The organism is Bacillus sp. (in: firmicutes) (assembly GCA_017656295.1).
In the GTDB taxonomy this organism is placed as follows: Bacteria; Bacillota; Bacilli; order Bacillales; family JACDOC01; genus JACDOC01.
In genome coordinates this window covers 104,551-131,539 of record JACDOC010000004.1, presented here as the reverse complement: position 1 = coordinate 131,539, position 26,989 = coordinate 104,551, and the positions used below count along the sequence as shown (strand labels likewise).

Below are 26,989 nucleotides of genomic sequence, written 5' to 3'. Positions count from 1 at the left end.
AAATAAAATGAGGAATTTTATATGAGTATTCAAATGATTACAGCAGCAGAAGTAGCGAAACGACTTATGAATAAAGAAAAAATGTTCATTTTAGACGTTCGAAACGAGAGTGATTACAACGATTGGAAAATTGAAGGAGAACAAGTTACTTCCATTAATGTTCCGTATTTTGAGCTATTAGATGGGGTGGAAGGTATTTTAGACCGTTTGCCAAAAGACGAGCAAGTGTTAGTTGTTTGTGCAAAAGAAGGATCATCTAAAATGGTTGCGGAAATGTTAGCGGAAGCTGGTATGACAAATGTCGCTTTTTTACAAGGCGGAATGAAAAAATGGAGTGAAGAATTGTACAAAGTGAACGTACATGAAGATGAGAACAGTAAAGTGTATCAATTTATCCGCGTGGGAAAAGGCTGTTTATCCTATATGGTCATTTCTGGAAACGAAGCATTAGTCGTTGACCCTTCTCGTTTTATTGATGTTTATCAACAAGTAGCGGATGAAGAAGGGGTAAAAATTACGCACATTGTCGATTCCCATCTGCATGCTGACCATATTTCTGGAGGGAAAAAACTCGCCGAACAAACCGGGGCAACGTACTATTTAATGAAAAGTGAAGGAGCGGTGTTTGACTTTGAACCGCTGGAGCAGCACGAGGAGATTACGTTTGAGAATGTAAAGCTTCAAGTGCTTGCAGTGAAAACACCTGGTCATACCCCTGGCAGTGTATCTTTCTTTGTGAACGATCAGTTGCTGTTCTCAGGTGATACGATTTTTGTCGGGGGGTTAGGCCGACCAGACTTAGGAGGAAAAGCAAGAGAATGGGCGAACGATTTATACGATACGGTGTATGAAAAAGTAGCAGCAATTGCCGATGATGTCATGGTTTTACCAGGGCATTATGCAAGTCTTGATGATGAACTTAATGAAAAAGGATTTATCGGAGATACGCTCGGTCGTATTCGTGAGAGAAATGACATGATGCAAAATAAAGAAAAGGAAGAATTCGTTGAACTAGTAGCGGCTCAAACGAATAACGAAACACCTCCAAACTTTGAAGACATCGTGGCCATTAACCGAGGAGAGCGCGAAGCCACATTGGATGAACAACAAGAGTTAGAAATCGGTCCAAACCGTTGCGCGCTTTACCATACTCACGAATAATAACACGATGTGAAAACGAATCCTTTAAGCTAAAGGGTTCGTTTTTATTTTTTTGATGCTTGTCTTGGATGATTAATGATAAAATGGAAGAAATAAGAAGGAATTACATCAGAGGAAGAATAGGGGGAGAGGTTTTGAAAAAAATAGGATTCATTCTTATTGTTTTTTTATTAACTGCTTGCTCATCCGCATTGGATGTGAAATATGAGGGACGTCCATTAACGATTGGTGTCATCGGTACCATTCCGCCCATTGAAAATGATTTGATTGAATGGAAGACTTATTCGCTAGAGACGATGGTAACAAACGACACGAACGTTGATGGTTGGATCGTGACCGAAGAATGGTTTGAAGAAGCGTCGGAACCGACTTATGCATCCCAATTTCAGCAGCTTACGAAACCGATCTTTTTTATTGGAATTGCACCGTATCACTATTCGATTTTTTTAGAAGAGCAAACGACTTTGGAAAACGGATATAAAAATGAACATTTACCGTATATTCAAGGATTTGTTTTGCTTCCTGATGGCACACGAAAAGACATGGGAGTACGTTTAAACGAATATATGAGTGAACAAAACGCCCTTGAGGAAATGTACGAAGGAGTTATTACCTTGATTTCTCAAAACTCTTAATCCATGAATCTCTTTAGGATAGTGTTTTACATGTGGCGTGGGACAGCAGGGGTATGTATCAATGAAAATGGTCAATTGTTTATGGTGTTACAAGGAAAACCGGAGCACGAAACATTCGAACAGTGTGTCATACGTGAGTTTAAAGAAGAAACAGGATATGATGTAAAGATAAAGGCCCGTCCTATATGAAAAGGGACGGGTTTTACATATGTTCATACCAATTGGTTCTGAAATATATGCTATGTAATGGAAATTTACATATTACTGTAGTAGATTACTTTCCGTTCAGGAGAAAATACTTTCCGTTAATGTGAAATTACTTTCAGTTCAGGAGAAAATACTTTCCGTTAATGTGAAATTACTTTCAGTTCAGGAGAAAATACTTTCCGTTTAAATGAAATTACTTTCCGTTAAAAAAATAACTTTCTATTATGATGAAATTATTTTTCGTTCAAGTAAAATTACTTTCTGTTTAGGCAATTTTACTTTCCGTTATAGTAATAACACTTGCCCGAATCTTGATCAGCAGATCATTCATATTAAAAAAATGACCATGCAACCCGTTTGTCATGGTCCTCATTTTTTTATAAACTATTCGTTGTGATTTCCAAACTTGGAGGGGAAAACATGAACGTCATCGAAGTTGAAAATTTGCGAAAAGAATTTAAAAGTTATTCTAGCCGCTCTGGGTTAAAAGGTGCCTTTCGCGATTTGTTTACGCGAAATTATAAGACGATTCGAGCGGTCAATGATATATCATTTTCGGTTAAGCAAGGAGAAATGGTCGGTTATATCGGTGAAAACGGAGCTGGGAAATCGACAACCATTAAAATGTTGACAGGAATTTTAACACCGACATCGGGAAAAGTGCTCGTAAATGGAATGAATCCGCATAAAGAGCGGGAAAAATTTGTGCGAACGATTGGGGTCGTTTTTGGCCAACGGTCTCAACTTTGGTGGGACATTGCTGTTCAAGAGTCGTTTCGGTTGTTAAAAAAAGTGTATCAAGTCTCAGACAAAGATTATCGTGAACATATGGACCACGTCATTGAGACGTTAGATATTGGTCCGTTATTGGACAAACCTGTGCGAAAATTATCCCTTGGTCAACGGATGCGTTGTGAATTAGCTGCCGCGCTCATTCATAATCCGCCACTCCTCTTTTTAGACGAACCAACGATCGGTTTAGACGTTTTGGTCAAATTAAAGATACGCCAGTTTTTAAAAGAGATGAATGAAAAATACAAAACTACCATTCTATTAACCACTCATGATATTTCGGATATTGAAGCGTTATGTGAGCGCGTCATTATGCTCGATGAAGGACAAATCATCTATGACGGTTCGCTTTCCCATTTACGAAAGCAGTGGGGAGAAGGAAAACAAATCGAATTCCAATTTAGCGAGGAAGTCTTAGAATCTCGTTTACATGAACTGACTAAAGGACTCTCCGTAGAGTGGGTAAAAGGGGAGCGCGGAAACGTATGGATTGCGCACGTGTCAACGAAAGAAAACGAATTATCAGAGGTCATTAGTCGAGTCGTATCGCACGAAAAGTTGATCGATTTGCGTATTCAAGAAATATCGACGGAAGAAATTATCCGTAACATTTATGAAAAAGGGGACGCGACCAAGGAAAATAAATTGGGCGTCCATTCGGTTTAAACGTGGTGATGGATTATGGCTAAATATATAGAAATGATCCGTATTCGCTTTTTAATGATGTTAGCGTATCGGACGAATTATTATACTGGAATTTTGATTTATAGCATTAATATCGGTGCTTATTATTTTTTATGGTCCGCAATCTATGGTGGACAAGGAGAAATTCAAGGCCTTTCCGTTTCGCAAATGGTGACGTATGTCGCCGTTGCTTGGATGGCACGCGCCTTTTATTTTAATAATATCGACCGAGAAATCGCGATGGAAATTAAAGAAGGAAAAGTGGCCGTCGAATTGATACGACCGTATTCCTACCTTGGAATGAAAACGATGCAAGCATTAGGTGAAGGAATTTTTCGCTTATTCTTATTTTCGTTACCAGGGATGGTGATTGTAAGTTTCATATTCCCGCTTTCGTTTTCAACGGATGGAACAACGTGGGGACTGTTTGCATTATCGATTTTATTCAGTTTTATCATTAATACACAAATTAACCTAATCACAGGCATGCTGACGTTTTTCTTATTCCATATTGATGGATTGATTCGAGCCAAACGCGTCATTATTGATCTATTCTCCGGTTTGATTTTACCCATTAGCTTTTACCCGATTTGGGCGCAAGAAGTCATGCAATGGTTACCGTTTCAAGCCATTAGTTACATCCCAAGTATGATTTTTACTGGAGGGTTTACTGGAGAAGCGGCAACCGAAGCCTTGATCGTACAAGCGGCATGGTCCTTCGTTCTCTTACTTCCAATTTATTTCATGTGGAAAGTAGCGAAAAATAAACTGGTGATTCAAGGGGGGTGAGCAGATGTATTACGTCTCGATCTTTTTTCAATATATGGGTCAATACATGAAAACACGAATGCAATACCGAACGGATATGGTGATTGAATTTTTATCGGATTTGTTGTTCCAAGCAACGAATTTAATCTTTATTCTTGTCGTGTTCGGGCATACGAATTTGTTAAACGGGTGGTCGCGTGATGAAATTATTTTTATCTATGGCTTTTTCTTAGTCCCGTTTGCCCTCTTTGCAACGTTCTTTAATATTTGGGATTTTAATGAACGGTATATTGTCAAAGGGGAATTTGACCGCATATTAACCCGACCGCTCCATAGCTTATTTCAAATCGTACTGGAACGAATGGAACTCGAATCGTTGTTTGGAGCGGTGACGGGTCTCATTGTGATGGCGTATGCAGCCGTTCAACTCGATTTATCCTTCCATTGGTACGATGTGTTTATTTTTATGTTTTTTGTCCTAGGTGGTACACTCGTGTACGCAGGAATTTTTGTCATGCTAGCTTCCATCGGCTTTTGGTCCGATGCCCGCACATCGATTATGCCGATGATGTACAATATCGGAAACTACGGCCGGTATCCTGTAAACATTTATAACCGAATCATTCGCTATGTGTTGACGTGGATTTTACCGTTTGCCTTTGTCGGTGTGTACCCATCGGCGTACTTTTTGAAAAAGACCGAATGGTATAGTTATGCCTTTTTAACACCTTTTATGGGTCTTGCTTTTTTCGCGTTATCGGTTATCGTGTGGAATGCTGGAGTGAAACGATATCGCGGAGCGGGGAACTAATAGTTTTTAAAAATAGCTGCCTTTTAATAAGGTAGCTTTTTTATTTTGTAAAAATAACTAAGTGAGAAATATACTGTTGAAAAAAAAGGATCATTTTTAAAGGTTTTATGGAAAAATGTGTTAATATTATTGTGGAGTTTATTCAAACTTAGGAGTGTAGTAATGTAGAAAAAAAATAAGTAGGGGGATGTGAATGGACACGATCATGTTTTAACACATTTATTTGGAAAGTAAATTGAATTTATGAACACAAATGCCTCGTTATGGAAAAAATTTTCAGTTTATGAGAAAAAAAGATTAATTTATGGGAAAAGATTTTCGTTTTATGAGAAAAAACGATTTGCTTATGGAAAATTCTATTGATTAATGAGCAAAAAAATACGTCTATTTCATTCAATTTCACAATAATAATGTTATGTAAACAAGAACTCTTGTTCATTTTCTAATTAACTATCTTTTTGAGTAAGAAAGCCACCGATACATGAATCGTTATTATAGAGAATAGATGATAGGAGAACTTATGAAGGGGTGGCTTCATTGCAAGAGGCGTTTGATTCAAGGTCGCTAGATGAAATTCGTTTTGGTTACGTATTATGAAAGAATATGCGTTGTTTATAAGTTTTTAAGGGCTATGTTATGTTTCAATGTTGATTTTTAGCAAGTTGAAGTTGTTCACACGGCGGCGGACTCCAGCGGGGACAAGAAGCCAGGCAAGACCCTTATTTGAGCGTTGCGAGGGAAGCATCTTGCACCTTGCCCGCGGAAAGCGTCCGCCACAAGCGTAATGTATATCTATCAACAGTATCGTTTAACACGCCTATGTTAAAAACAACACCATATGCTCCTCATCGTAATACGTATGATTTATTTTAAGTGCCTTTTTTTCTGTTCCATATACTTCAAAACCAAGTTGTTGATACAGACGTTTTGCCGGTTCGTTGCTTGCGACAACGGATAAATTAATTTTTTCAATTTCCGGTATACGTCTCGCTTGATTAATCGCTTCTGTAAGCAAAGCTTTCCCGACACCAAGCCCTCGCATTTTCGGTGTCATAGCAAAAATGTTGGCCCGATGCTGAATTTTGGCATGTTGTTCTTGCACTAACGTCACCACTCCGATGAGCTCGTTATTGATAAAAGCACCAAAGTTGTATGTTCCTTTTGTCGCAAATCGTTTCGAGACTTGTTCGATCGGATTTTTCTTTTTGATCGCTTCTTCGTACGTTGTTAAAAAAGCTTCTGGATTTTGTTGCAAGGCTTCGAGTCGTAATTCCCAATACATCTCAGCATCTGCAGGAGTTAATTTCCTAATTTCCATTATCAACCACCCAATCAATTTTTAGATTATATTAACATATATTATTTAATTGGTAGCTTTGTATTAACAGATTTTTATCAAAGTATTCCAAAATAAAAAGGAGAACACACCGTTTTGTGTTCTCCTAAGTACCATTTTGGTTATTTTATTGATTCGACCTTAAACTGCGATTCGGAAGGCGCCATTTAAACGTATAAGATAAAATCCGTAAAACAGTCGTGATAACGAAAAGCACCAATAACTCAAGCGTGGAGGAGGCTATGCCTAAACCAACACATGCCCCTGCTAAAATGGCCCAGACTGCATAAATTTCATCCCGCAATACTAATGGCTTTCGACCAGCTAACACGTCGCGAACAATTCCTCCACCACTACCGGTTAATACAGCCGCAACAATGACCGCGCTTATAGGGTGATTCATTTCGGTTGCATATAGGGCTCCTTGGATGGCGAAGGCCGATAACCCAATCGCATCAAAAAAGTTCCCCCAGCGGCGCCAATGTTTTAATAAGTTGTTGGGGAATAAAAATACCGCTGTAATGGATAATAGAGCGATTTGAAACAGCATTCCTTGTTCCCATAACGCAGAAATCGGAACACCGATTAATAAATTTCGAATCGCTCCACCACCAAAGGCTGTAACAATTCCTAATATATAAACTCCTAAAATATCATATTCTTCTTCCATAGCGACAATCGCTCCAGAAACCGCAAACGCAATGGTCCCAATAATGCTTAGCACTTCCCAAGTCATCGGCACACATACTCCTTTTTGTCCTGACAAAACTTCAACCAATCTGATTGTAAGGACAGGAAAGGGGGAATGCAACATAAATGATAGAAAATAGTAATTGTTTCTATTTTCGGAAAACTCGTGTGTAAAATGATATTTCCATTGATTCATTTTTTCGTATACAATGGAAATCAGATTAAATTAGAAAGAAGGATGATCGTTGGAAAATATAAAAGAAAAAGCGATTCTTGTTGGATGTCAAATCGACCAAGATGACCTCCGCTTCCATTATTCGATGGAAGAATTGGCTTCCTTAACGCACACCGCGCAAGGAGAAGTGTTGCTAAAAGTCGTTCAAAAACGGGAGAAAATTCATCCGTCAACATACATCGGAAAAGGGAAAGTCGAAGAATTGCAAGTGTTGGTGGAGGAACTGCAGCCAGATGTCGTCATTTTTAATGATGAATTGTCCCCAAGCCAACTTCGAAATTTATCTTCGGTCATTAATGCGCGTATTATTGACCGTACGCAGCTGATTTTAGACATTTTTGCCCAACGAGCGCGATCAAAGGAGGGGAAGCTGCAAGTAGAATTAGCCCAATTGCAATATCTGCTCCCTCGACTCACGGGACAAGGAACGGCGCTTTCTCGTCTAGGAGGAGGCATTGGGACACGTGGACCAGGGGAAACGAAGCTCGAAACGGACCGCCGTCATATTCGAAGACGCATTGATGATATTAAAAAGCAACTAGCAGTTATAGTAAACCATCGTGATCGGTATCGGGAGCGCCGGAAAAAGAATCGTACGTTTCAAATTGCGCTAATTGGATATACAAATGCTGGAAAATCGACATTATTTAACCGTTTAACTGATGCGGATGCATTTGAACAAAACTTATTATTTGCCACACTCGACCCGTTAACGAGAAAAATGACGTTAAAAAGTGGATTTACGACCCTTGTAACAGATACGGTAGGGTTTATTCAAGACTTACCGACGACGTTAATTGCTGCGTTCCGCTCGACGCTAGAAGAAGTGAAAGAGGCGGATTTACTACTGCATGTCGTCGATGCTTCAAATCCAGATTACGAACAACACGAACAAACGGTACATCAATTATTAACGGAACTTGAAATGAATCACTTGCCACAGCTAATTGTGTACAATAAAATGGATTCGGTACATCCGGACTTTGTTCCGTCCCCGAAATTTGACTCGATTCAAATCAGTGCCTTACGAAAAGATGACCGTGAACGATTAAAAGAACGAATCGAAGAAGAAATGATCAAACAAATGGAACCATATGTGCGTTATGTTCCTGCTGGGGATGGAAAAACATTGTCACGCTTAAAACAAGAGACGATCTTAACCGAATGTACATTTGATGAAGGAACGCAAATGTATCGCTGTTCAGGTTTTTCCAATACAAGATAAAGATAGATAAGGAGTACAAGCATGTTCGAATTTCTCACCTATGGAAAAGAACTACAAAAACTGGTCCAAGAAGTGGAGCAACATATTGCTCCGATTCATGAAGAGATTCGTCGGCGTGTGGAATATAACCAATTCCGCGTCTTGAAAAGTTTTCAAGCCCATCAAGTGAGCGATTCTCATTTTATTCCGTCGACTGGCTATGGATATGATGACCACGGCCGGGACACGTTGGAAAAAATCTACGCGGACGTTTTCGGGGGCGAAGCGGCGCTTGTCCGTCCGCAAATTATTTCCGGTACTCATGCCATTTCGATCGCCTTGTTTGGGGTATTACGACCGGGGGATGAACTAATTTATATTACCGGAAAACCGTATGACACGCTTGAAGAAATTGTCGGAATTCGTGGAAGCGGGGTTGGTTCCTTAAAAGAATTTGGTATTGATTATCAAACCGTATCCTTATTACCAGACGGATCAATCGATTGGGACGGTGTAAAACAAGCCATCTCTTCTAAAACGAAAATGATCGGAATTCAACGGTCGAAAGGATATGCCAATCGTCCGTCGTTTACCGTCGATGAAATTGGCGAAATGATTCGGTTTGTCAAATCGATTAAACCGGACATGGTCGTGTTTGTGGATAATTGCTACGGAGAATTCGTAGAAGATAAAGAGCCATGTCATGTTGGAGCGGACTTAATGGCCGGATCATTAATTAAAAATCCAGGCGGCGGCTTAGCGAAAACAGGTGGATATATCGTTGGAAAAAAAGAATGGGTCGAGGCTTGCGCTTATCGAATGACATCACCTGGTATCGGAGCCGAAGCGGGAGCGTCGTTATATAGCCTACTTGAAATGTATCAAGGCTTTTTCTTAGCCCCACACGTTGTCGGGGAAGCATTAAAAGGAGCCGTGTTTACGTCCGCGATGTTAGAGAAAGTCGGAATGAATACTCATCCTTCTTGGGATGCGAAACGAACAGACTTAATTCAATCCGTTCAATTTGATGACCGGGATAAAATGGTTGAATTTTGCCAAGCGATTCAATATGCATCACCCGTAAATTCGCACGTCACCCCATATCCAAGCTACATGCCAGGATATGAAGACGATGTCATCATGGCTGCAGGAACGTTTATTCAAGGAGCTAGCATTGAATTATCTGCTGACGGTCCGATTCGTCCGCCGTATGTCGCTTATGTCCAAGGTGGGCTTACGTACGCGCATGTGAAAATAGCTGTTTGCTCGGCCTTAAACCGATTAATTGAAAAGTCATTAATAGAAGTCTGAGGGGAAAAAGCTGACTGATTCGTTTAGGATTAGTCAGCTTTTTTCATTTGAATGATGGTTAGATAAAAATTTTCATGTAAGAAAACCTAACATCATATTGACAAAAAATATTACATTGCATATAATGGCATTAATTAAGCAATCGTTAAGTGGTGATTTTCCATGAAAGGGGGATAAGAAATGAGTGAAAAAAATATTCGACGCTCCATGCCGTTATTCTCAATTGGTGTTGTAATGAAACTAACGGATTTATCTGCCCGCCAAATTCGATATTATGAAGAACATGGACTCATTTCTCCTGCACGAACCGAAGGAAATCGCCGGCTCTTTTCACTTAACGACATTGATCGCTTATTAGAAATTAAAGACATGATAGACCAAGGAATTAACATGGCGGGGATTAAAAAAGTTTTTGCTGTTAAAGATGAGGTAAAAGAAAATGAAGGAGCGGCAAAAGAAAAAGTACGCCGTGAACTATCCGAAGATGAGTTGCGAAAATTGCTACGAACCGAGTTATATGAAGTGGGACGTTTCAACCGAACGTCTTTACGTCAAGGTGATATGTCTCGCTTTTTCCATTAATAAAAAAAGACATCTTTTAAGGGAGGAATTTTTTCCATGGGTAAGTACACAAAAGAAGATATTAAACGCATGGCCAAAGAGCAAAATGTTAAATTTATTCGCCTCCAGTTTACGGACATTTTAGGAACAATTAAAAACGTAGAAATTCCAATTAGCCAATTAGACAAAGCATTAGACAACAAAATGATGTTTGACGGGTCTTCTATTGAAGGGTTCGTTCGTATCGAAGAGTCTGATATGTACTTGTATCCAGATTTAGATACGTGGGTTGTGTTTCCTTGGACAGCTGAAAAAGGAAAAGTTGCCCGCCTTATCTGTGACATTTACAATGCAGACGGTACACCGTTTGAAGGGGACCCTCGTAACAACTTAAAACGTATTGTGCAAGAAATGCGAGACCTAGGTTTCTCTGATTTTAACTTAGGGCCAGAACCAGAATTTTTCTTATTTAAGCTTGATGAAAAAGGTGAACCAACTTTAGAATTGAACGACAAAGGTGGCTATTTCGACTTAGCACCAACGGACTTAGGGGAAAACTGTCGGCGTGACATCGTGTTAGAGCTTGAAGAAATGGGCTTTGAAATCGAGGCATCTCACCACGAAGTTGCTCCAGGTCAGCACGAAATTGATTTTAAATATGCCGACGTTGTAACAGCTTGTGACAACATTCAAACGTTCAAACTAGTCGTAAAAACGATTGCTCGTAAACACGGACTTCATGCAACATTTATGCCGAAGCCACTATTCGGTGTGAACGGTTCAGGTATGCACTCTAATGTTTCTTTATTCCGTGACGGGGAAAATGTGTTCTTTGATCCAAACGGAAAACTACAATTGAGCGAAACGGCGTACCAATTTATGGCTGGTGTCATTAAACATGCGCCAAACTTTACTGCAGTAACAAATCCAACAGTAAACTCATATAAACGTCTCGTTCCAGGATACGAAGCACCATGTTATGTCGCTTGGTCTGCCCAAAACCGCAGTCCACTCATCCGTATTCCAGCTTCTCGCGGTATGAGTACTCGTATCGAAGTTCGTAGTGTCGACCCATCCGCCAACCCATACTTAGCGATGGCTGTTCTATTAAAAGCTGGTCTTGACGGAATTAAAAACAAACTGACACCTCCAGCACCTGTTGATCGAAACATTTATGTCATGACAAAAGAAGAGCGCATTGAAGCAGGAATCGTTGATTTACCAGCAACCCTTTTCGAAGCGCTTGAACTATTAAAACAAGACGAAGTCATGGTATCCGCACTTGGTAAACACATTTTCGAACATTTCGTAGAAGCGAAAGAAATCGAGTGGGATATGTTCCGCACACAAGTGCATCCATGGGAACGCGAACAATATATGCAAATGTATTAATGACAAAATCCCTCAGCGCAAACGCGTTGGGGGATTTTTGTTTTGCGGAAAAGAATAATCATTTCTTATTCTTGCACCATATGAACGACAGTTATTTTTTGTGTGATGATCGAAATATGGTATTGCAACGTTTGAATAAACATCTAATACCAAAGCTGCATAAGTATATAGTAAAAAAATGATTGTTCAGTTGTTGGGGAATGTTAAAGAAAGAATGGCACTCTTTGTTGTTACCCGTGTTTAGCTTTTGTTCTGTAGAGTCTTTTACCTACACAAAATTATTCAGTAACATATTATAATATTTTTACCATTAGTCTCCTCACTTTAAAGAGGTATAGGTGGGAGAGGATTATTAAATGAAAACATGAACTGATTTAGTGTGTAAACTAATTCTGTGAAGGAAGGACAGAATAGATATGAAAGTAGGCATAGCTTTAGGCGGTGGAGCGGTCCGCGGATTAGCCCACATTGGTGTAATAAAAGTTTTAAAAAAGTACGAAATACCGATTGATTTTATTGCAGGCACCAGCATGGGAGGTGCAATTGGAGGCTTAGTCGCCGCTGGTATTGACATTGAAGAAATTGAAGAATTTATCCTGAGCACTCCATCCTATCGATTCATGGATCTCGGAATTCGGAAACGTGGGCTCATAGCAGGAAATAAAATATACGCCATGCTTATCCATTTTTTAGAACAAAAAGGACTTGGGGATATTAAAATCGAGAATCTAAAGATTCCTTTTCGGGCGGTTACAGTAGATATAATAAAAGGAAAAGTTTTTGTTTTTGACGAAGGAAGTCTTAGTTTAGCCATTCGAGCCACCACATCGGTACCAGGTATTTTCTCTCCAGTTCATTATCAAGACAAAGTGTTGGTGGATGGGGGTGTTTTGAATAACCTTCCAGCTGATTTGCTTCGGGAAGAAGAGATGGATGTAGTTATTGCTGTGGATGTCGAAAGAGAACATGAAGAACAGGAGCCACGTAATCTTTTTGAGGTGGTTTATCGTTCGTTCACCATTATGATGACAAGGCAGCGCCGTGCCAATCTTAAGTATGCGGATGTGGTTTTTCGTCCAGAAGTTGGGCACATTTTAGCGTTTGACACAAGCAAAATCCGAGAGTGCATTGACGCAGGTGAACGAGAAGCTCAACACAAGATTCAAGAACTGATGAAATTTTTAGAATGAGGTAATTCATCTAAAACATTAAAAAGGTGGAACAACGATTTTCAACAATTAGAAAAAGGAAACGAGTAAACACTGGGACCTATGTGAGGGTCCTGATTGTTATGGAGGAAATTATCTCTATTTGAATAGAAATCTAAAAAAATAGCATTTCTTCGGATTTACGATAAAAATAATATGTAAATAACATACTAGTCAAAAACAAAACGTTAATTTACAATGAAATACTTTTAACTATATATGGAGGACGTTTAATGATTGAAAAAAAATCGATAAAATAATGAACATACTCAAACTCTCTGAAAAATTAAAAATGGAATTACGCCACAGTTGGCTATCCAATGGAAGACAGGAAAGCGTTGCTGAGCATACGTGGAGAGTGTCACTCATGGCAATATTAGTCGAACCGTTTTTAGAACAAAAAGTGAATCTCGAAAAATGATTAAAGATGATTATTATCCATGACCTAGTGGAAGCGGAGGCTGGCGATATTCCTGCTTTCGACACAATTAATAATCAAGAACGAAAAGAGAAAAAGAGAATTGGAAGCTATACATAACATTAAACATTCACTCCTGTATGAACTGGGTGAAGAGCTATATCGCTTATGGATGGAGTTTGAACATAAAGAAACGTATGAAGCGAAAGTCGCCAATGCCTTGGATAAACTAGAAGTCCAGCTGCAACATAACGAGGCAGACATTTCAACCTGGCTGGAGATCGAATATGCCATGACCTACAAAATGAATCAATACGTTCAGTTTGATAGCTTCCTTACACAAAAAAAGACGTGATTGAAAAAATGGGGGAGGACAAAATGAAGGAAGCGGAGATTGAGGTAGAAAAGTATAAACTACAAGTTTAAATTAATCACTTTTTAGTCGGTTGCGGTGAGAATATAGAATTTACTAAATCAAATATTTTAAGTTTTGGGTATGAGGAAAATCATTTGTTTATGAGAAAATTTCTAATTTTATGAGCACCGATACCACGTTTGTGGGAAAGTATGTTGAATTTATGAGCAAAATTAACAGGTTTATGGGAAAAATTTAGATTTATGAGCACTAATGCCAGTTTTATGGGAAAAAATTATGAATTATGAGCACTAATAACACATTTATGGGAAAGTAAATTGAATTTATGAGCAAAAATGACAGGTTTATTGGAAAATTTGTTGGATTATGAGCACAAATGACACATGATGTTAGAAATGAGCACCAAAGACTCGTTATGGAAAAAATTATGGATTATGAATACAAATGACTCGTTATGGGAAAAAATTTGCAATTTATGAGAAAAAAAGTTTTATTTATGGGAAAAGATTTTCGTTTTATGAGAAAAAACGATTTGTTTGTGGGAAATTTTATCGATTAATGAGCAACAACGATACGTTTATTTATTCAAATTCACAATAATAATATTATGTAAACATGAACAATTATAGCTCATTTTCTTATTATCTATCTTTTTGAAATTAGATCCTGTAAGAACGCCACCAATACATGAATCGGTTTTTTAAAGAATAAGATGATAGAGGATAAACGAACGAAGGGGTGGTTTTATTGCAAGAGGCGTTTGTTTCAAGGTCGCTTGATGAAATTCGTTTTTGGTCGCGCATTATGAAAGAACATGCGTTGTTTTTAAGTTTAGGATTTCATTACGATGATACTGAATTAATTGAAGAGGCGAGAAGTTTTATTCCGAAATTTGAACGAATTGAAGAGCAACTGGAACGGTTTTCAGTATCGACCGATCCACAACAAATCGCTCAATTTAATCGACACGTGTATGAAGCGGCAGTTCAAATTTGGGCGTTCAAACGAAAAGTGTTGGAGCTAACGTTACAATGTAAAATTCGGTCCAATAACTACGCTTTATTAATTGATCACACTAGTCGAGAGGCAGCCTATTTTGCTAATCGACTAAAAGAATTAAATGAAGGAAAGCTCACACCAACTCCCGCGTCTGTCATTAAAGAAAACGTCTTTTTCTTAAAAGTAATGGCTGATCACGCGAAATTTATTGGTCATTTGCTCGATCCTTCGGAAAGAAAACTCGTCGAGCAAGCGAGAGAATTTAGCCATGATTTTGATCAATTGCTCTATCAAGCCATCGATTTAGATTCCATGCGACCACAATCAGAAACCAAACCAATTTTAACCCAATTTCTTGATCAAAATCGAGTGTCGGTGGCTTCGCTCCGGAATTTTAAAAAAGCGGCGAAAGAGCTAATTGAAGAGTGTAAAATAAAAAGCAATATTCCTCCACTGTTGGCAGACCATGTGTTCCGAGAAGCAGAAAGATTTCTAATGATTATAGATAGGTTTGATGAATATTTACAATCAAACAATTCATGAACTGTATGTCAAGCATCATTCACTGACTCTTCTTCGTGGGTCAGTTTTTCTTTTATTGAATAACTAGGAGAGCAGATGGTAAAATTTTAAAAAATTCCAAAAATGATTGAATGAGGGGATGGACATGCAGGGGAAACAGTATCACTCAGTACATTTATTTCGTAGACAACTGGAACCATTGCTTCTAAAAAACGAAGCGGCGCACAATTTATTTTACGGCGTTTTGTTAAAAATAAATGAAACCAACTCTCCAATATTTATGGGACTAGTAGAAAAAGAGAATCGAGTCGTCATGGGGTTTTTACAAACGAACCCAGCACAAATCATTGTAGCGACATTTTCTGCATTAGATGAACAGGATTTAGAAGCCATTGCTCTTTGGTTATATCAGCAAAAAATTCAAGTGCCAGGATTGATAGGAGAAGTAGAGACCATTCATTCCCTCGTTAAGGCATATGAACGATTGGCAAAAGTAACGTACGAGGTCCGAATGAGGCAACGGATTTATCAATTAACGGAAGTCGCACCCCTTCCGAAAGTAAACGGGTTATTTCGAAAAGCCGTAGAAAAAGATACTCCAATCATCTGCCGTTGGATTCATGAATTTTGTGAAGAGATAGGAGAAGTAATCACGTTTGAAGAGGCAAAGAAAGAAGCAACCAAATTGATGAAAGAAGAACGAGTTTTTGTTTGGGAAGTTAATAGCCAACCGGTATCAATGGCTTGTTGGACCCGGCCGACGAAAACAAATGTAACCATCAATTTGGTATTCACGCCGAAGGAAGAACGAAAAAAAGGTTACGCGACCGCATGTGTTGCTCATTTATCACAGCACTTACTCAACCAGGGCTATAAAAGTACGTCGCTTTATACCGATTTAGCAAACCCTACTTCCAACCATATTTATCAAGAAATCGGCTATCGGCCGATCTTGGACTCGATCTATTATCGACAGGCATAAATGAAAGATTAAATTGATTCTTATTCCGCTCAATTTGTATCGGGTATGGGCCGGGTGTATATTTACTTACGCAACTAGCAAATGTTCATATATTGATGTCTGTTAAACGATACTGTTGATTTTTATACGTTACGCTTGTGGCGGACGCTTTCCGCGGGAAAGCCGCAAGATGCTTCCCTCGCTACGCTCAAGTTTGGGTCTTGCCTGGCTTTTTGTCCCCGCTGGAGTCGCCGCCGTGTGAACAACTGTGCTAAAAATCAACAATGAAATAAAACATCCCTTTACAAAATGTGACGTTTAATGGTTTGTAAGTCCATGAACTACAAAATTGATCCAGTCAGTTATAGAAAATGAAATATCACATAAATAAAGCAAGTTCTTCGGTTAGAAGAACTTGCCATATTAATTAATGAATTTGACGGTATACACCAATCACTTTTCCTAAAATCGTTACATTTCGTAAAAAAATCGGTTCTAATGTTGGGTTTTCTGGTTGAAGGCGAATCATATCTTTTTCTTTAAAGAATCGTTTAACTGTTGCTTCATTATCTTCGGTCATTGCTACCACAATATCTCCGTTATTCGCTGTCTTTTGCTGACGGACAATAACGTAATCGCCGTCTAATATTCCAGCGTCAATCATACTATCTCCCATAACTTCCAGCATAAACACTTGCTCATCAGCTGGAGCCAGCCGTTCTGGAAGTGGAAAGTATTCCTCCACATTTTCAATGGCCGTAATCGGTTGTCCAGCGGTTACTTTACCGACAATAGGGACATTGACTACGTTCTGTTTTGGAATTTGATCTTCCTCTAAGTCGAGAATTTCTATTGCACGAGGCTTCGTCGGATCCCGGCGGATGAGACCTTTGCTCTCTAAGCGAGCTAAATGGCCATGAACGGTTGAACTTGAGGCCAAACCGACAGCTTCACCGATTTCGCGAACGGAAGGTGGGTATCCTTTTTTCCGAACTTCTTCTTTAATAAACTCTAAAATATCTTGTTGTCGCTTCGTTAATTTTTTCATCGTTACGCACCTCGATCTCACTTCTGTTGGTAATATTATAGCATGTCTTTCCAACAAATACAAACATAAGTTCGAGTTTTTTGTTGACACCAAACGGATGTTCGTACTATAATCAAATCGAACAAACATTCGGTTGGAGGGATCATGAATGATCAACCTGTTGTGGAAGAAATATTCTTATGTTATGATTCTATTCATCGTTTCGATGATTTTTGGAATAACGATGCTATTTATGACCGAAGACAAAGATGAATCGTTTATGATAATTGTTGTGAACGAAGGAGATACGCTATGGTCTCTTGCGGAACAATATGCCGAACAGCATCACATGACCAAAACGCAGTTTATTCAATGGGTTCAACAAAAAAATGAATTGAAAACTTCATCTGTCATTCATGCAGGAAATACGTTAGTCATCCCGGTAAAAGCAACAATTGACTCATCCCATCACCAATTTGCCTATGATTCTACTCAATAGACAAGGAGATGCTTATGAACGCGATTCTTTATTGCCGAGTCAGTACAACGAAAGACACCCAAGAAACCTCACTCGAACGGCAAGAAGAAGAATTACGACAGTTAGCAGATAAGTACGGATTTCACATTAAAGCTGTCATTAAAGATCAAGCAAGCGGCTATGAGCTTGACCGCCCTGGAATGATGGAGCTTCTCGATCGAATCAAAGAAGGTTCCATTGATGCCATTCTTATTCAGGATGAAACACGCTTAGGAAGAGGGAATGCGAAAATTGCTCTTCTTCATGTCATTATGAAAGAAGGCGTTAAAGTTTACAGTATGTCCCATCAAGGTGAGCTCCAATTATCGGAATCAGACTCCATGGTTCTACAAATAGTAAGTATGGTGGAAGAATACCAGCGAAAAATACATAATTTAAAAATTAAACGGGGAATGAAACGAGCCGTTGAACGCGGGTATCGACCGGAAAAAAATTTACCGCGTCATTCATCTGGAGGAAGAGATAAGAAGGAACTTCCGATTCAGGAAATTGTTCGTCTCAGGCAAAATGACCTTACATTTGAGGAAATTGCTGCAACACTACGGGGATTTGGCTATGATGTATCGAAAGCGACTGTTCATCGTCGTTATCAAGAGTATATAAAATCATTTCAGGAAAGCTAAACACTTGTCAAATAGCGATGATTTTTGTAAGATGACGATAGTCTAGAAAGGAAAAGGGGCAAAACAATGCTTTCAAAAGAGAAAATCGCTCGAATTAATGAACTTGCCAAAAAAGCAAAATCAGTCGGCTTGACCGAGGAGGAAGCGAAGGAACAAAGTCGCCTTCGTGGAGAATATTTACAAGCTTTCCGTCAATCCATGAAAAAAACGATTGAAAATGTACGCATTTTCGATCCAAATGGGGATGAAGTGACTCCGAAGAAACTTCGTGACATTCAATTGAAGAAAAAATATCATTAATTTTCCAACAAGCTCGAACAGAAAAAAATGGTTCGAGCTTTCTTACTTTTATTAGAGTTTGAACGAATTTAAGCTAATTTTTATTGATCAATAGTCTAAAGCTAACGTTTATATTGGTAAGACGTCTGATTTCTTATTCTTTTCGGTTGTTTTCCGTTGAAAAGGGGATTAATATTATAGAGTAAGGTTATTATAGAAAGGATGTATATCATGTTTGATAAAACGGATCAACTCGCGATTAATACGATTCGTACGTTATCGATTGATGCGATTGAAAAAGCAAATTCTGGACATCCAGGTATGCCTATGGGGGCAGCACCAATGGCATATACGCTATGGACGCGTTTTATGAATCATAACCCAAAAAACCCTCAATGGTTTAACCGCGACCGATTTGTCCTATCTGCTGGTCATGGCTCGATGCTATTATACAGTTTGCTTCATCTATCTGGATATGATGTAACAATGGATGACTTGAAAAACTTCCGTCAATGGGGTTCAAAAACACCAGGGCATCCAGAATTCGGTCATACTCCAGGAGTTGAAGCAACGACTGGTCCACTTGGACAAGGTATTGCTATGGCTGTCGGTATGGCAATGGCGGAGCGCCATTTAGCAAGTGTTTATAACAAAGAAAACTTCCCTGTAATTGACCACTATACATACACCATTTGCGGTGACGGGGATTTAATGGAAGGAGTTTCTCAAGAAGCAGCATCTTTAGCAGGTCACTTAAAACTTGGAAAATTGATCGTTCTTTACGATTCAAACGATATCTCATTAGATGGAGAACTTCATAAGTCTTTCTCTGAAAGTGTGAAAGATCGCTTCTTAGCATACGGATGGCAATATATTCGTGTAGAAGATGGCAATGATCTAAACGCGTTAGCCAAAGCCATTGAAGAAGCGAAAGCTGATCAAACACGCCCAACAATGATTGAGGTCAAAACGGTCATTGGATACGGTTCACCAAATAAAGCTGGTACGTCTGATGTACACGGCGCTCCATTAGGTGCAGACGAACTAAAATTAACGAAAGAAGCGTATAAATGGACATTCGAAGAAGATTTTTATGTACCTGAAGAAGTTTATGCTCGCTTTGAAGAAAAAGTGGTCATTCCTGGTTCTGAAAAAGAAAAAGAATGGAAAGCAATGTTTGCTGAATATAAAAAGGCTTTCCCTGAACTTGGAGAACAATTAGAAAAAGCGATAAAAGGTGAATTACCAGAAGGATGGGATAAAGACATTCCAGTTTACGAGGTTGGAACAAGTTTAGCAAGTCGTGCTTCTTCTGGAGAAGTGTTAAATGCGATTGCGAAAAATCTACCTTCATTCATCGGTGGATCGGCAGACTTAGCGGGATCCAATAAAACGACGATTAAAGGAGATAAAGATTTCTTACCAGGCTCCTATGAAGGTCGTAACATTTGGTTTGGTGTGCGTGAATTTGCGATGGGGGCAGCCATGAACGGGATGGCGTTACATGGTGGATTACATGTCTACGGAGGTACGTTCTTCGTTTTCTCTGATTACTTGCGTCCAGCGATCCGTTTAGCTGCGCTTATGGGACTTCCTGTGACGTATGTATTTACGCATGATAGTATCGCTGTTGGGGAAGATGGTCCGACTCACGAGCCGATTGAACAGCTTCCATCATTACGGGCGATGCCAAACTTGTCTGTTATTCGTCCTGCAGATGCCAATGAAACAGCAGCGGCATGGCGTTTAGCCGTCACTTCCAAGTCCACTCCTACCGCGCTTGTGTTAACACGCCAAAACTTACCAACGCTTGAAGGTACAGCTGAACGTGCACAAGAAGGGGTGGAAAAAGGAGCATATGTAATTTCACCAGCTGCGAAAGAAACAGCGGATGCCTTACTTCTAGCATCTGGTTCAGAAGTAAGCTTAGCCGTGGAAGCTCAAAAAGTTTTACGTGAAGAAGGTATTGAGGTAGCGGTGGTAAGTATGCCTTCTTGGGATCGTTTTGAAGCACAATCGGCAGAATACAAACAATCCGTTTTACCGAAAGAAGTGAAAAAGCGTCTTGCGATCGAAATGGCAGCATCTCTTGGTTGGGAACGCTACGTTGGTGACGAAGGTGATATTTTAGCTATTGATCGTTTTGGAGCATCTGCCCCTGGATCAACAATCATGAAAGAATACGGCTTTACGGTTGAAAACGTTGTAGCTCGTGTAAAGGCATTACTTAATCAATAATGTATTATCCGAGGGCGATTCGTTCGCCCTCTTTTTTTTATTAGGGGATTGGAGGCATACATAATAGCGCTAATAAAAAGACAAGAACTTTCACCATCCGAACGTGAAAAGTATCTCGAACTTTTATTACTTGCAGATGAAGATGAATGGATGGTTCGCTCTTATTTTCGAAAAGGATGGATGTTTCGTTTCACGGTCGAGGATGAAACAATCGGTGTTGCTCATTGTATACCAATAAATGAGACGACAGTCGAATTGAAAAACATAGCCGTCGTCCTGCAGTGTCGCGGAAAAGGATTGGGGAAACTAATGGTTCAAAATCTCTTACACTGGGCACAAGATAAAGGTTTTTGTGTAATGGAAGTTGGAACAGCTAACTCTAGCATAGATAACATCGCTTTTTATCAAAAATGTGGGTTTCGTATGAAAGAGATCAAACGGGATTTTTTTCGTGCGTATTCAAAACCAAATGTCGAATTCGGAATACAAGCACTGGATATGGTTATGTTTTCGTATGACCTCAAACATGAAAAAGTCAACAACTTCGACTACATTCGACAAAAAAAGTGAATCTTTCAAACAGCTTTTGACAACTTCTCCACGTTTCGTTTCGCTATAATAGAAAAAAGTGGACGTGGGGAGGAGAACGATGCGGTGTTATCATATTTATTCCATTTCGGAAGATATAGCGAACTTTTTTTATGGCCGTGAGCGATTGTTCTACAATTTATTTCATGAACACCAATATGCACCAAGTGATTTAAAACAAATTATTGAACAACAAATTCAATATATAACACTTCCCTTTCCTTTATTGCACCTGCATCGAATGATTTCTCAGCGATTGAGTAAACGAAGTGACTATGTTTCAGAAGGAAACGTGTATTGGATTGGTAGGGAAGATGAATCAAATCGAGCACAGTTAGAAATTAATAAACGGAAATTATTGTTATATGCTTGGGGAAGCTATGATGCCGAATCGTTTTTTTTTGAAGCGCTTCGACAAATGGACGGACGATTGTTAGCGATTGATTTGCAAAATGAACGGTATGGTTGGTTAAAACCGTTAAAAGAGAGGAATTATATAATTACTTGAGAAAAATGAATGGAAATATTGTATTATGTTACAAGGTTTAGTACACTGTATGGTAGACAACATGAAGGAGGAAATAGAAGATGTGGGATGTTATTCTAGTCGGTATTCTGGCGTTAATTGCCGGAGTAGCACTAGGATTTTTCATTGCTCGTAAATATATGATGAGCTATTTAAAGAAAAATCCGCCGATTAATGAACAAATGCTAAAAGTAATGATGATGCAAATGGGAATGAAACCATCCCAAAAGAAAATCAACCAAATGATGAATGCGATGAACAAACAAATCAAATAAAAGAAAGGCACTATAACCTTGATATGACAACATTTCTTGAAGGATAGACAGTTTTAAAATATCAGTTTTTCACAAACAATTTTTCAAAATTGGTTTAACTTTCATCACAATAACTGTCTAAATTGGTTTATCCTTCTCAAAAACCACTTTTTCTGTTGAAAGATTCAGCAGGGAAGGTGGTTTTTTTATTGTTTTTACGTGATGTATTAGAAGAATATTACTACTTTTGCACGATCAAAGGTTTTACAGAAAAAACGATGAAAAATAAACGTCAAGAATATAAACAACTAATCAACTTCTTAGAAGAGAAAAGAAGGCTAACAGAGTTAGAAAATATTACTCACTTTGATCTTAGTGCATATATTCGTCAGAAACAAAAACAAGGCTTACAACCTCAAAGTATCGTCTCGATGTATAAAATGATTTCAGCATTTTTTAATTGGTGTGTGAAAGAAAAATATTTGAAAGAAAATCCAATGGCAAAAGTACCTGTTCCAAAAGTTCCGAAAAAAGTTGTAGAAGGTTTAACAAGTGAAGAAGTAAACAAAATGATTAATTCATTTTCTTTTAATACCTATATCGAAGCCAGAAACAAAGCTATTATCGCAATGTCTTTTTGTTTTTCTTTTTTTTGTATGTGAAATTAATTTTTTTAGTTCATGTCATAAATTATCACGATTCAGGGGAGGGGAGTAAATGAAAAATGCGAGGAGATACAATACGCAAGTTGCGAAGATTGCAAGAGCTAAGCCAAGCCGATTTAGCAAAACAAATTGGTATCAGTCAATCATATTTGTCGTATATCGAATCGGGAAAAAGAACATCATCTGAAGAGATTATTAAAAAATTAATCGAGGAGTTTTATCCTTCGTTTAAGTTCATTGATTGACGTTATCGCCAACGTATAGTTGGTGCCCCTGTTTTCTCAGCGTCAAAAAAGAAATGGGAAAACACGTTAAAAACATCAGCAATAGATGTTTACCCATTATTCCTCCTATCACGGACAGGGGCTGTCTTTTAGACAGTCCTTTTTTGTCTGTGAAAAAACAATTCGAGGTGACACGTTTGAAAAAGAGGAAAAGAAATTTTGAAAAGATGCTTCGAAAGTTTTTAAGGGAATCAGATGAAAAACAGAAAAAATTAAAGAAAAGAAGGGAGAAAAGAAAATGAGAACTGTTAAAGATTTAACGGAAAAAGAGTTATACGATTTAGTGTATAGTGCGATCAGACGCTCAAATGGTGAGCTATGGGCTGGTCTGAGAGTGCGGATTAAAGGGATTGAAAATGATTTAGAGTTACTTAAAACGAAATTAGATGAATTAGTGAATGATGTTAAAGAAAAAGAAGAAAAGAAACTTCCGGCTTTAGGTGATATGTTTAAAGATAATTCAGAGTTAAAAGAAAAACTCTTTCCTGAATATGATTTTCCAAAACTTGGTGCACATTTGCATGGGTGGAAACCTGACGTTTCCCTTCCTGAACGTGAAGGAGGGGATACTGAGTGAAGATATATGTGTTCGAACACCAAGATTTTTTTCAATACTACGATGATGATTATTTAAAAGTGTTTTGGGCTGAAAATAAACACGATGCCGTTAAAAAATTAGTACATAACGTATCTAGTGATGAAGCTTATCGAGAATCTTTGCTTAGTGATGATGTGTGTTTGGAGCTTCCCTTTCCCTCCGACGATGAATACGAACGATATTTTGTTGAAAATGATTTACGTTATTGGTCCGTAAAAGAGTACGAAGTTGAGGAAGGGTCACCAGAAAGGAAACGGAGAAAGAGACAAAATATTTTGGATTTGGTTGTTACCTTAATTTGTACACCAGCAATAGGTTATGCTGTAAATATAGAAAACTGGATTATTGTTGGCTTCTTTTCTCTTGTGTTGTTAGCAGTTCAATTATATTTATTGTTTTCCGAATGACTTAGCTTCCCCATACAACAGAGGTGATTATAACGTGGAAAAGAAAAAATATAGGCACTATAAAGGTGACATTTATGAATTAATTTGTATCGCTAAACATACTGAAACTGAAGAAAAATTAGTTGTTTATAAAAATGAGAAAGGTGAAGAATTCGCAAGGCCATATGATATGTTTTTTGAAGAGGTAGAACATGAAGGAAAAATGGTTCCTAGATTTATGGAGATTAATTAAGAAGTTATAGAAACGTCTGTTATTTTTGTGAAAGAAAATTGGCAGAAAAACGGCAGATTTTTGGCAGAAAGAAGGCAGATTATTTCGTGTCAGACATGATACGATGGTATCGTAGATAATTTGTTGAAGCAGGGCGTCACTCCGATCGGGGTGGCGTTTTTATTTTAAATGCTCCATTAAAGAGTGTTGTTGATTTTCGTATTCAATTAAAGGACAGTTTAGTTGAAAAAATGTCGGTAAATTATGTAAAAAATATTCACACCAAGCCTTTTAAGTTGTTATAATTATCAAAAACTTTATTGGGGGAGATTTAATTGATTAACTACAATAATCGGATTTTTGTCTCTGTTGAAAATACCAGTAATGGTGAAGTTTCTTCAAAAACTTATTTTCATTACAAACAAGAGGGAAATATCATTACTGCTACATATTCGGGTGGTGAAATAGTAAGCGGAATGCTTATAGGAATAGTTAATAATGATGGTAGTCTAGAATTTAGATATAATCACGTTAATATCAAAAACGAGATTAGGGGTGGAAAATGTAAATCCATTCCTAAGATTTTGCCTGATGGTAGAATTATGTTATATGAAAAATGGCAATGGTTAGACACTGACTATAGTGAAGGGGAATCAATTGTCGAAGAGATAGAAAAGTTTCCTTCATAAAAATGAAGAACGAATGGAACTTCCATCATCTGTGGTGAAGTTCGCTTCATGGTTGGTTAGCGGGGCAGATTAGATTGATAGGTCCCCCCTTATCGATTTTTATTTTATTGTAAATTTTTTCAAATGAGTTAGAAAGATATGTTAAATTATAAAAGGGTAAATCTGAAAGGAAGATATTGAAGCTGAAATTGAGAACTTAAAATTTATTAGTAACGAAGAAGTAAATTTAGTGTGTGATGAGTTAGACCCTTATTACAAGGGAGAAAAGGATTTATCTGAAATGCCTAATTATAAAGAATTAGAAATGAAGTTAGAAAGAAAAGGGCTTCATAGGGATAAACTTATTTCAATTTTAGAAAACCTTTTTTTGAACGAAAGATATACTGTCGAAATCGAGAAACTAAAAAGCGGGATTAAATTTGCGAAAGAATATGTATAACATTGCACCTTTTGATATGATCCCCTTATAGTAGACAGAAAAAAGAAAGCACATTAATCTGTCTACTATGGAGGGGATTTTTTCTATGGGGAAAATACGAAAAACATATGATGTAAAGTTTAAAAAGAAAGCTGTGGATCTATATAAAAAAGAGGGCATGGGCTACAAATCGGTGGCTAAAGAGTTAGGGATTGATCATACCATGGTACGTCGATGGGTAGAACACTATGACAAAGAAGGAATGAAAGGTCTGGAGGAAAAACGCGGGAAGGCAAAAGGTCCAGGAAAAGGAAGACCGAGAACTCGTCCAGAAGATCCTGAAACGAAAATCAAGCGTCTTGAAGCGGAAGTAGAAATGCTAAAAAAGCTCTTAAAAATGTGAAAGGGGGAATGGAAACCGTACCAACTCATAAGAAGTTCGCCATCATTCATGAAATGGCTGGTAACCATATTTCTATTCAAGAATTATGTAAGATTGCAGGCGTGTCTCGAAGTGGATATTACAATTGGGTAAAACGGCAGAAACACCCTTCTCAAAAGCAATTAGAAGACGAGCAGTTAAAGAAAAAAAACGAGGAGTGCCATAAAAAACTGAAAGGAATCTACGGGTATCGGAGAGTCAAAGTCTGGCTTAAGAGAAAATACAAACTGAATATCAACCATAAACGCATACAAAGGTTGATGAAAGAGATGGGAATTCGTGCGGTGATCGGAAGAAACGGCCTTATTATGGGAAGAAAGAGCCTTATGTCATTTCGGACAATCATCTAAACAGGGAATTTCACGCGTCAAAACCAAACGAGAAGTGGGTGACAGATATTACATATTTGATTTTTAATGGGCAAAAGCTTTATTTGTCTGCCATTAAAGACCTATACAATAATGAAATTGTTGCCTACCATATTAGTCCAAGAAATGACATCAAACTGGTGCTTAATACTCTAAAAAAGGCCATAAAAAAACGTAATGTAAATGGACTCCTCCTGCATAGTGATCAAGGATTCCAGTATACATCCCGTCAATACAACAACTTACTTAAAAGATACAATATAAAAGCCAGTATGTCCAGAAAAGGAAACTGTTTAGACAATGCCAGCATGGAGAACTTCTTCAGCCATTTCAAGGCAGAGTGTTTTAATCTGCACTCTTTTCGCAAAGCCAAAGAGGTCAAGGATGCCGTACACAAATACATTCGTTTTTATAACCACCAACGTTTCCAAAAGAAATTAAATAACCTGAGTCCTTATGAATATAGGACTCAGGCTGCTTAAGTGTGCTTTTTTATTCCTGTCTACTTGACAGGGGTCACTTCAATTTGGGGGAGCTTTAAAGGAGTTAGGATTTGAGGAGGG

The 26,989-nt window shown here is 38.2% G+C and carries 34 protein-coding genes and 1 pseudogene; 32 read left to right on the top strand and 3 right to left on the bottom strand.

Annotated elements, in window-relative coordinates:
- Positions 1-21 precede the first annotated feature (21 nt).
- From H0Z31_06025 to H0Z31_05995, 7 genes are all read left to right on the top strand, one after another.
- The gene (locus H0Z31_06025; protein ID MBO8177001.1) at positions 22-1,161 is read left to right on the top strand and encodes an MBL fold metallo-hydrolase; all 1,140 of its coding nucleotides are present in this window, start codon (positions 22-24) and stop codon (positions 1,159-1,161) included.
- A gap of 134 nt (positions 1,162-1,295) precedes the next feature.
- Positions 1,296-1,796, top strand: a complete 501-nt coding sequence (locus tag H0Z31_06020; protein MBO8177000.1) for a hypothetical protein — start codon at positions 1,296-1,298, stop codon at positions 1,794-1,796.
- Positions 1,797-1,826: 30 nt separating this feature from the next.
- Positions 1,827-1,985 carry an NUDIX hydrolase gene (locus H0Z31_06015; protein MBO8176999.1) on the top strand — a complete coding sequence of 53 codons (159 nt, stop codon included), beginning with the start codon at positions 1,827-1,829 and terminating at the stop codon, positions 1,983-1,985.
- A gap of 438 nt (positions 1,986-2,423) precedes the next feature.
- Positions 2,424-3,461: an ATP-binding cassette domain-containing protein gene (locus H0Z31_06010; GenBank protein ID MBO8176998.1), complete on the top strand. Its 1,038-nt coding sequence runs from the start codon at positions 2,424-2,426 to the stop codon at positions 3,459-3,461.
- Between the two features lie 15 nt (positions 3,462-3,476).
- Positions 3,477-4,268 carry an ABC-2 family transporter protein gene (locus tag H0Z31_06005; GenBank protein MBO8176997.1) on the top strand — a complete coding sequence of 264 codons (792 nt, stop codon included), beginning with the start codon at positions 3,477-3,479 and terminating at the stop codon, positions 4,266-4,268.
- A gap of 4 nt (positions 4,269-4,272) precedes the next feature.
- Positions 4,273-5,058, top strand: coding sequence for an ABC-2 family transporter protein (locus tag H0Z31_06000; GenBank protein ID MBO8176996.1), 786 nt, complete (start codon positions 4,273-4,275; stop codon positions 5,056-5,058).
- A gap of 644 nt (positions 5,059-5,702) precedes the next feature.
- The gene (locus tag H0Z31_05995; protein ID MBO8176995.1) at positions 5,703-5,843 is read left to right on the top strand and encodes a hypothetical protein; all 141 of its coding nucleotides are present in this window, start codon (positions 5,703-5,705) and stop codon (positions 5,841-5,843) included.
- A 32-nt stretch (positions 5,844-5,875) separates the two neighbouring features.
- Here the strand turns inward: H0Z31_05995 and H0Z31_05990 are convergent, their stop codons facing one another.
- Both H0Z31_05990 and H0Z31_05985 read right to left on the bottom strand, forming a co-directional pair.
- A complete protein-coding gene (locus H0Z31_05990; protein ID MBO8176994.1) occupies positions 5,876-6,376 on the bottom strand; it encodes a GNAT family N-acetyltransferase in 501 nt (166 codons plus the stop codon).
- A gap of 145 nt (positions 6,377-6,521) precedes the next feature.
- Positions 6,522-7,130, bottom strand: coding sequence for a trimeric intracellular cation channel family protein (locus H0Z31_05985; protein MBO8176993.1), 609 nt, complete (start codon positions 7,128-7,130; stop codon positions 6,522-6,524).
- A gap of 199 nt (positions 7,131-7,329) precedes the next feature.
- On the opposite strand from H0Z31_05985, the gene hflX reads away from it, so the two are divergent.
- From hflX to H0Z31_05945, 8 genes and pseudogenes are all read left to right on the top strand, one after another.
- Complete coding sequence (gene hflX, locus H0Z31_05980) at positions 7,330-8,544, top strand: GTPase HflX (GenBank protein MBO8176992.1); 1,215 nt, start codon at positions 7,330-7,332, stop codon at positions 8,542-8,544.
- A gap of 21 nt (positions 8,545-8,565) precedes the next feature.
- Positions 8,566-9,834: a methionine gamma-lyase family protein gene (locus H0Z31_05975; protein MBO8176991.1), complete on the top strand. Its 1,269-nt coding sequence runs from the start codon at positions 8,566-8,568 to the stop codon at positions 9,832-9,834.
- Positions 9,835-10,014: 180 nt separating this feature from the next.
- A complete protein-coding gene (locus H0Z31_05970) occupies positions 10,015-10,416 on the top strand; it encodes a MerR family transcriptional regulator (GenBank protein ID MBO8176990.1) in 402 nt (133 codons plus the stop codon).
- Positions 10,417-10,452: 36 nt separating this feature from the next.
- The gene (gene glnA, locus H0Z31_05965) at positions 10,453-11,787 is read left to right on the top strand and encodes a type I glutamate--ammonia ligase (GenBank protein ID MBO8176989.1); all 1,335 of its coding nucleotides are present in this window, start codon (positions 10,453-10,455) and stop codon (positions 11,785-11,787) included.
- A 416-nt stretch (positions 11,788-12,203) separates the two neighbouring features.
- Positions 12,204-12,977, top strand: coding sequence for a patatin-like phospholipase family protein (locus H0Z31_05960; GenBank protein ID MBO8176988.1), 774 nt, complete (start codon positions 12,204-12,206; stop codon positions 12,975-12,977).
- Positions 12,978-13,254: 277 nt separating this feature from the next.
- Positions 13,255-13,839 (top strand): annotated as a pseudogene (locus H0Z31_05955) (HD domain-containing protein).
- A gap of 697 nt (positions 13,840-14,536) precedes the next feature.
- Positions 14,537-15,331, top strand: coding sequence for a DUF2935 domain-containing protein (locus H0Z31_05950; GenBank protein MBO8176987.1), 795 nt, complete (start codon positions 14,537-14,539; stop codon positions 15,329-15,331).
- 124 nt (positions 15,332-15,455) lie between these two features.
- On the top strand, positions 15,456-16,292 hold the full coding sequence (locus H0Z31_05945; protein MBO8176986.1) for a GNAT family N-acetyltransferase: 837 nt from the start codon (positions 15,456-15,458) through the stop codon (positions 16,290-16,292).
- Between the two features lie 406 nt (positions 16,293-16,698).
- On the opposite strand, the gene lexA is transcribed toward H0Z31_05945, so the two are convergent.
- A complete protein-coding gene (gene lexA / locus H0Z31_05940; GenBank protein ID MBO8176985.1) occupies positions 16,699-17,319 on the bottom strand; it encodes a transcriptional repressor LexA in 621 nt (206 codons plus the stop codon).
- Positions 17,320-17,467: 148 nt separating this feature from the next.
- Here lexA and H0Z31_05935 point away from each other — a divergent pair, with 148 nt between their 5' ends.
- From H0Z31_05935 to H0Z31_05855, 17 genes are all read left to right on the top strand, one after another.
- Positions 17,468-17,797 (top strand): LysM peptidoglycan-binding domain-containing protein, encoded by a 330-nt coding sequence (locus tag H0Z31_05935; protein MBO8176984.1) that lies wholly within the window; start codon positions 17,468-17,470, stop codon positions 17,795-17,797.
- A 14-nt stretch (positions 17,798-17,811) separates the two neighbouring features.
- On the top strand, positions 17,812-18,459 hold the full coding sequence (locus tag H0Z31_05930; GenBank protein ID MBO8176983.1) for a recombinase family protein: 648 nt from the start codon (positions 17,812-17,814) through the stop codon (positions 18,457-18,459).
- 66 nt (positions 18,460-18,525) lie between these two features.
- A complete protein-coding gene (locus tag H0Z31_05925) occupies positions 18,526-18,759 on the top strand; it encodes a DUF896 domain-containing protein (protein MBO8176982.1) in 234 nt (77 codons plus the stop codon).
- A 210-nt stretch (positions 18,760-18,969) separates the two neighbouring features.
- Positions 18,970-20,976, top strand: coding sequence for a transketolase (gene tkt / locus H0Z31_05920; GenBank protein MBO8176981.1), 2,007 nt, complete (start codon positions 18,970-18,972; stop codon positions 20,974-20,976).
- A 150-nt stretch (positions 20,977-21,126) separates the two neighbouring features.
- The gene (locus H0Z31_05915; GenBank protein ID MBO8176980.1) at positions 21,127-21,546 is read left to right on the top strand and encodes a GNAT family N-acetyltransferase; all 420 of its coding nucleotides are present in this window, start codon (positions 21,127-21,129) and stop codon (positions 21,544-21,546) included.
- 79 nt (positions 21,547-21,625) lie between these two features.
- Positions 21,626-22,072, top strand: a complete 447-nt coding sequence (gene sirA / locus H0Z31_05910; GenBank protein MBO8176979.1) for a sporulation inhibitor of replication protein SirA — start codon at positions 21,626-21,628, stop codon at positions 22,070-22,072.
- A gap of 80 nt (positions 22,073-22,152) precedes the next feature.
- Positions 22,153-22,365 (top strand): YneF family protein, encoded by a 213-nt coding sequence (locus H0Z31_05905; protein ID MBO8176978.1) that lies wholly within the window; start codon positions 22,153-22,155, stop codon positions 22,363-22,365.
- A gap of 188 nt (positions 22,366-22,553) precedes the next feature.
- The gene (locus H0Z31_05900; protein ID MBO8176977.1) at positions 22,554-23,006 is read left to right on the top strand and encodes a phage integrase SAM-like domain-containing protein; all 453 of its coding nucleotides are present in this window, start codon (positions 22,554-22,556) and stop codon (positions 23,004-23,006) included.
- Between the two features lie 62 nt (positions 23,007-23,068).
- The gene (locus tag H0Z31_05895) at positions 23,069-23,254 is read left to right on the top strand and encodes a helix-turn-helix transcriptional regulator (GenBank protein ID MBO8176976.1); all 186 of its coding nucleotides are present in this window, start codon (positions 23,069-23,071) and stop codon (positions 23,252-23,254) included.
- A gap of 277 nt (positions 23,255-23,531) precedes the next feature.
- Positions 23,532-23,870, top strand: a complete 339-nt coding sequence (locus H0Z31_05890) for a hypothetical protein (GenBank protein MBO8176975.1) — start codon at positions 23,532-23,534, stop codon at positions 23,868-23,870.
- Positions 23,867-24,298, top strand: coding sequence for a hypothetical protein (locus H0Z31_05885; protein ID MBO8176974.1), 432 nt, complete (start codon positions 23,867-23,869; stop codon positions 24,296-24,298). The genes H0Z31_05890 and H0Z31_05885 overlap by 4 nt, the downstream gene beginning before the upstream one ends.
- A 34-nt stretch (positions 24,299-24,332) precedes the next feature.
- Positions 24,333-24,530 (top strand): DUF1653 domain-containing protein, encoded by a 198-nt coding sequence (locus H0Z31_05880; protein MBO8176973.1) that lies wholly within the window; start codon positions 24,333-24,335, stop codon positions 24,528-24,530.
- 314 nt (positions 24,531-24,844) lie between these two features.
- On the top strand, positions 24,845-25,198 hold the full coding sequence (locus H0Z31_05875; GenBank protein ID MBO8176972.1) for a n-acetylglutamate synthase: 354 nt from the start codon (positions 24,845-24,847) through the stop codon (positions 25,196-25,198).
- A 229-nt stretch (positions 25,199-25,427) separates the two neighbouring features.
- Positions 25,428-25,637, top strand: coding sequence for a hypothetical protein (locus H0Z31_05870; protein MBO8176971.1), 210 nt, complete (start codon positions 25,428-25,430; stop codon positions 25,635-25,637).
- A gap of 85 nt (positions 25,638-25,722) precedes the next feature.
- Positions 25,723-26,019: a helix-turn-helix domain-containing protein gene (locus tag H0Z31_05865; protein ID MBO8176970.1), complete on the top strand. Its 297-nt coding sequence runs from the start codon at positions 25,723-25,725 to the stop codon at positions 26,017-26,019.
- A gap of 8 nt (positions 26,020-26,027) precedes the next feature.
- Positions 26,028-26,408, top strand: a complete 381-nt coding sequence (locus H0Z31_05860; protein MBO8176969.1) for a transposase — start codon at positions 26,028-26,030, stop codon at positions 26,406-26,408.
- Entirely contained in the window at positions 26,390-26,908 is a 519-nt protein-coding gene (locus tag H0Z31_05855; GenBank protein MBO8176968.1) for an IS3 family transposase, read from the top strand. Before H0Z31_05860 ends, H0Z31_05855 begins: the two co-directional genes overlap by 19 nt.
- Positions 26,909-26,989: the final 81 nt, after the last annotated feature.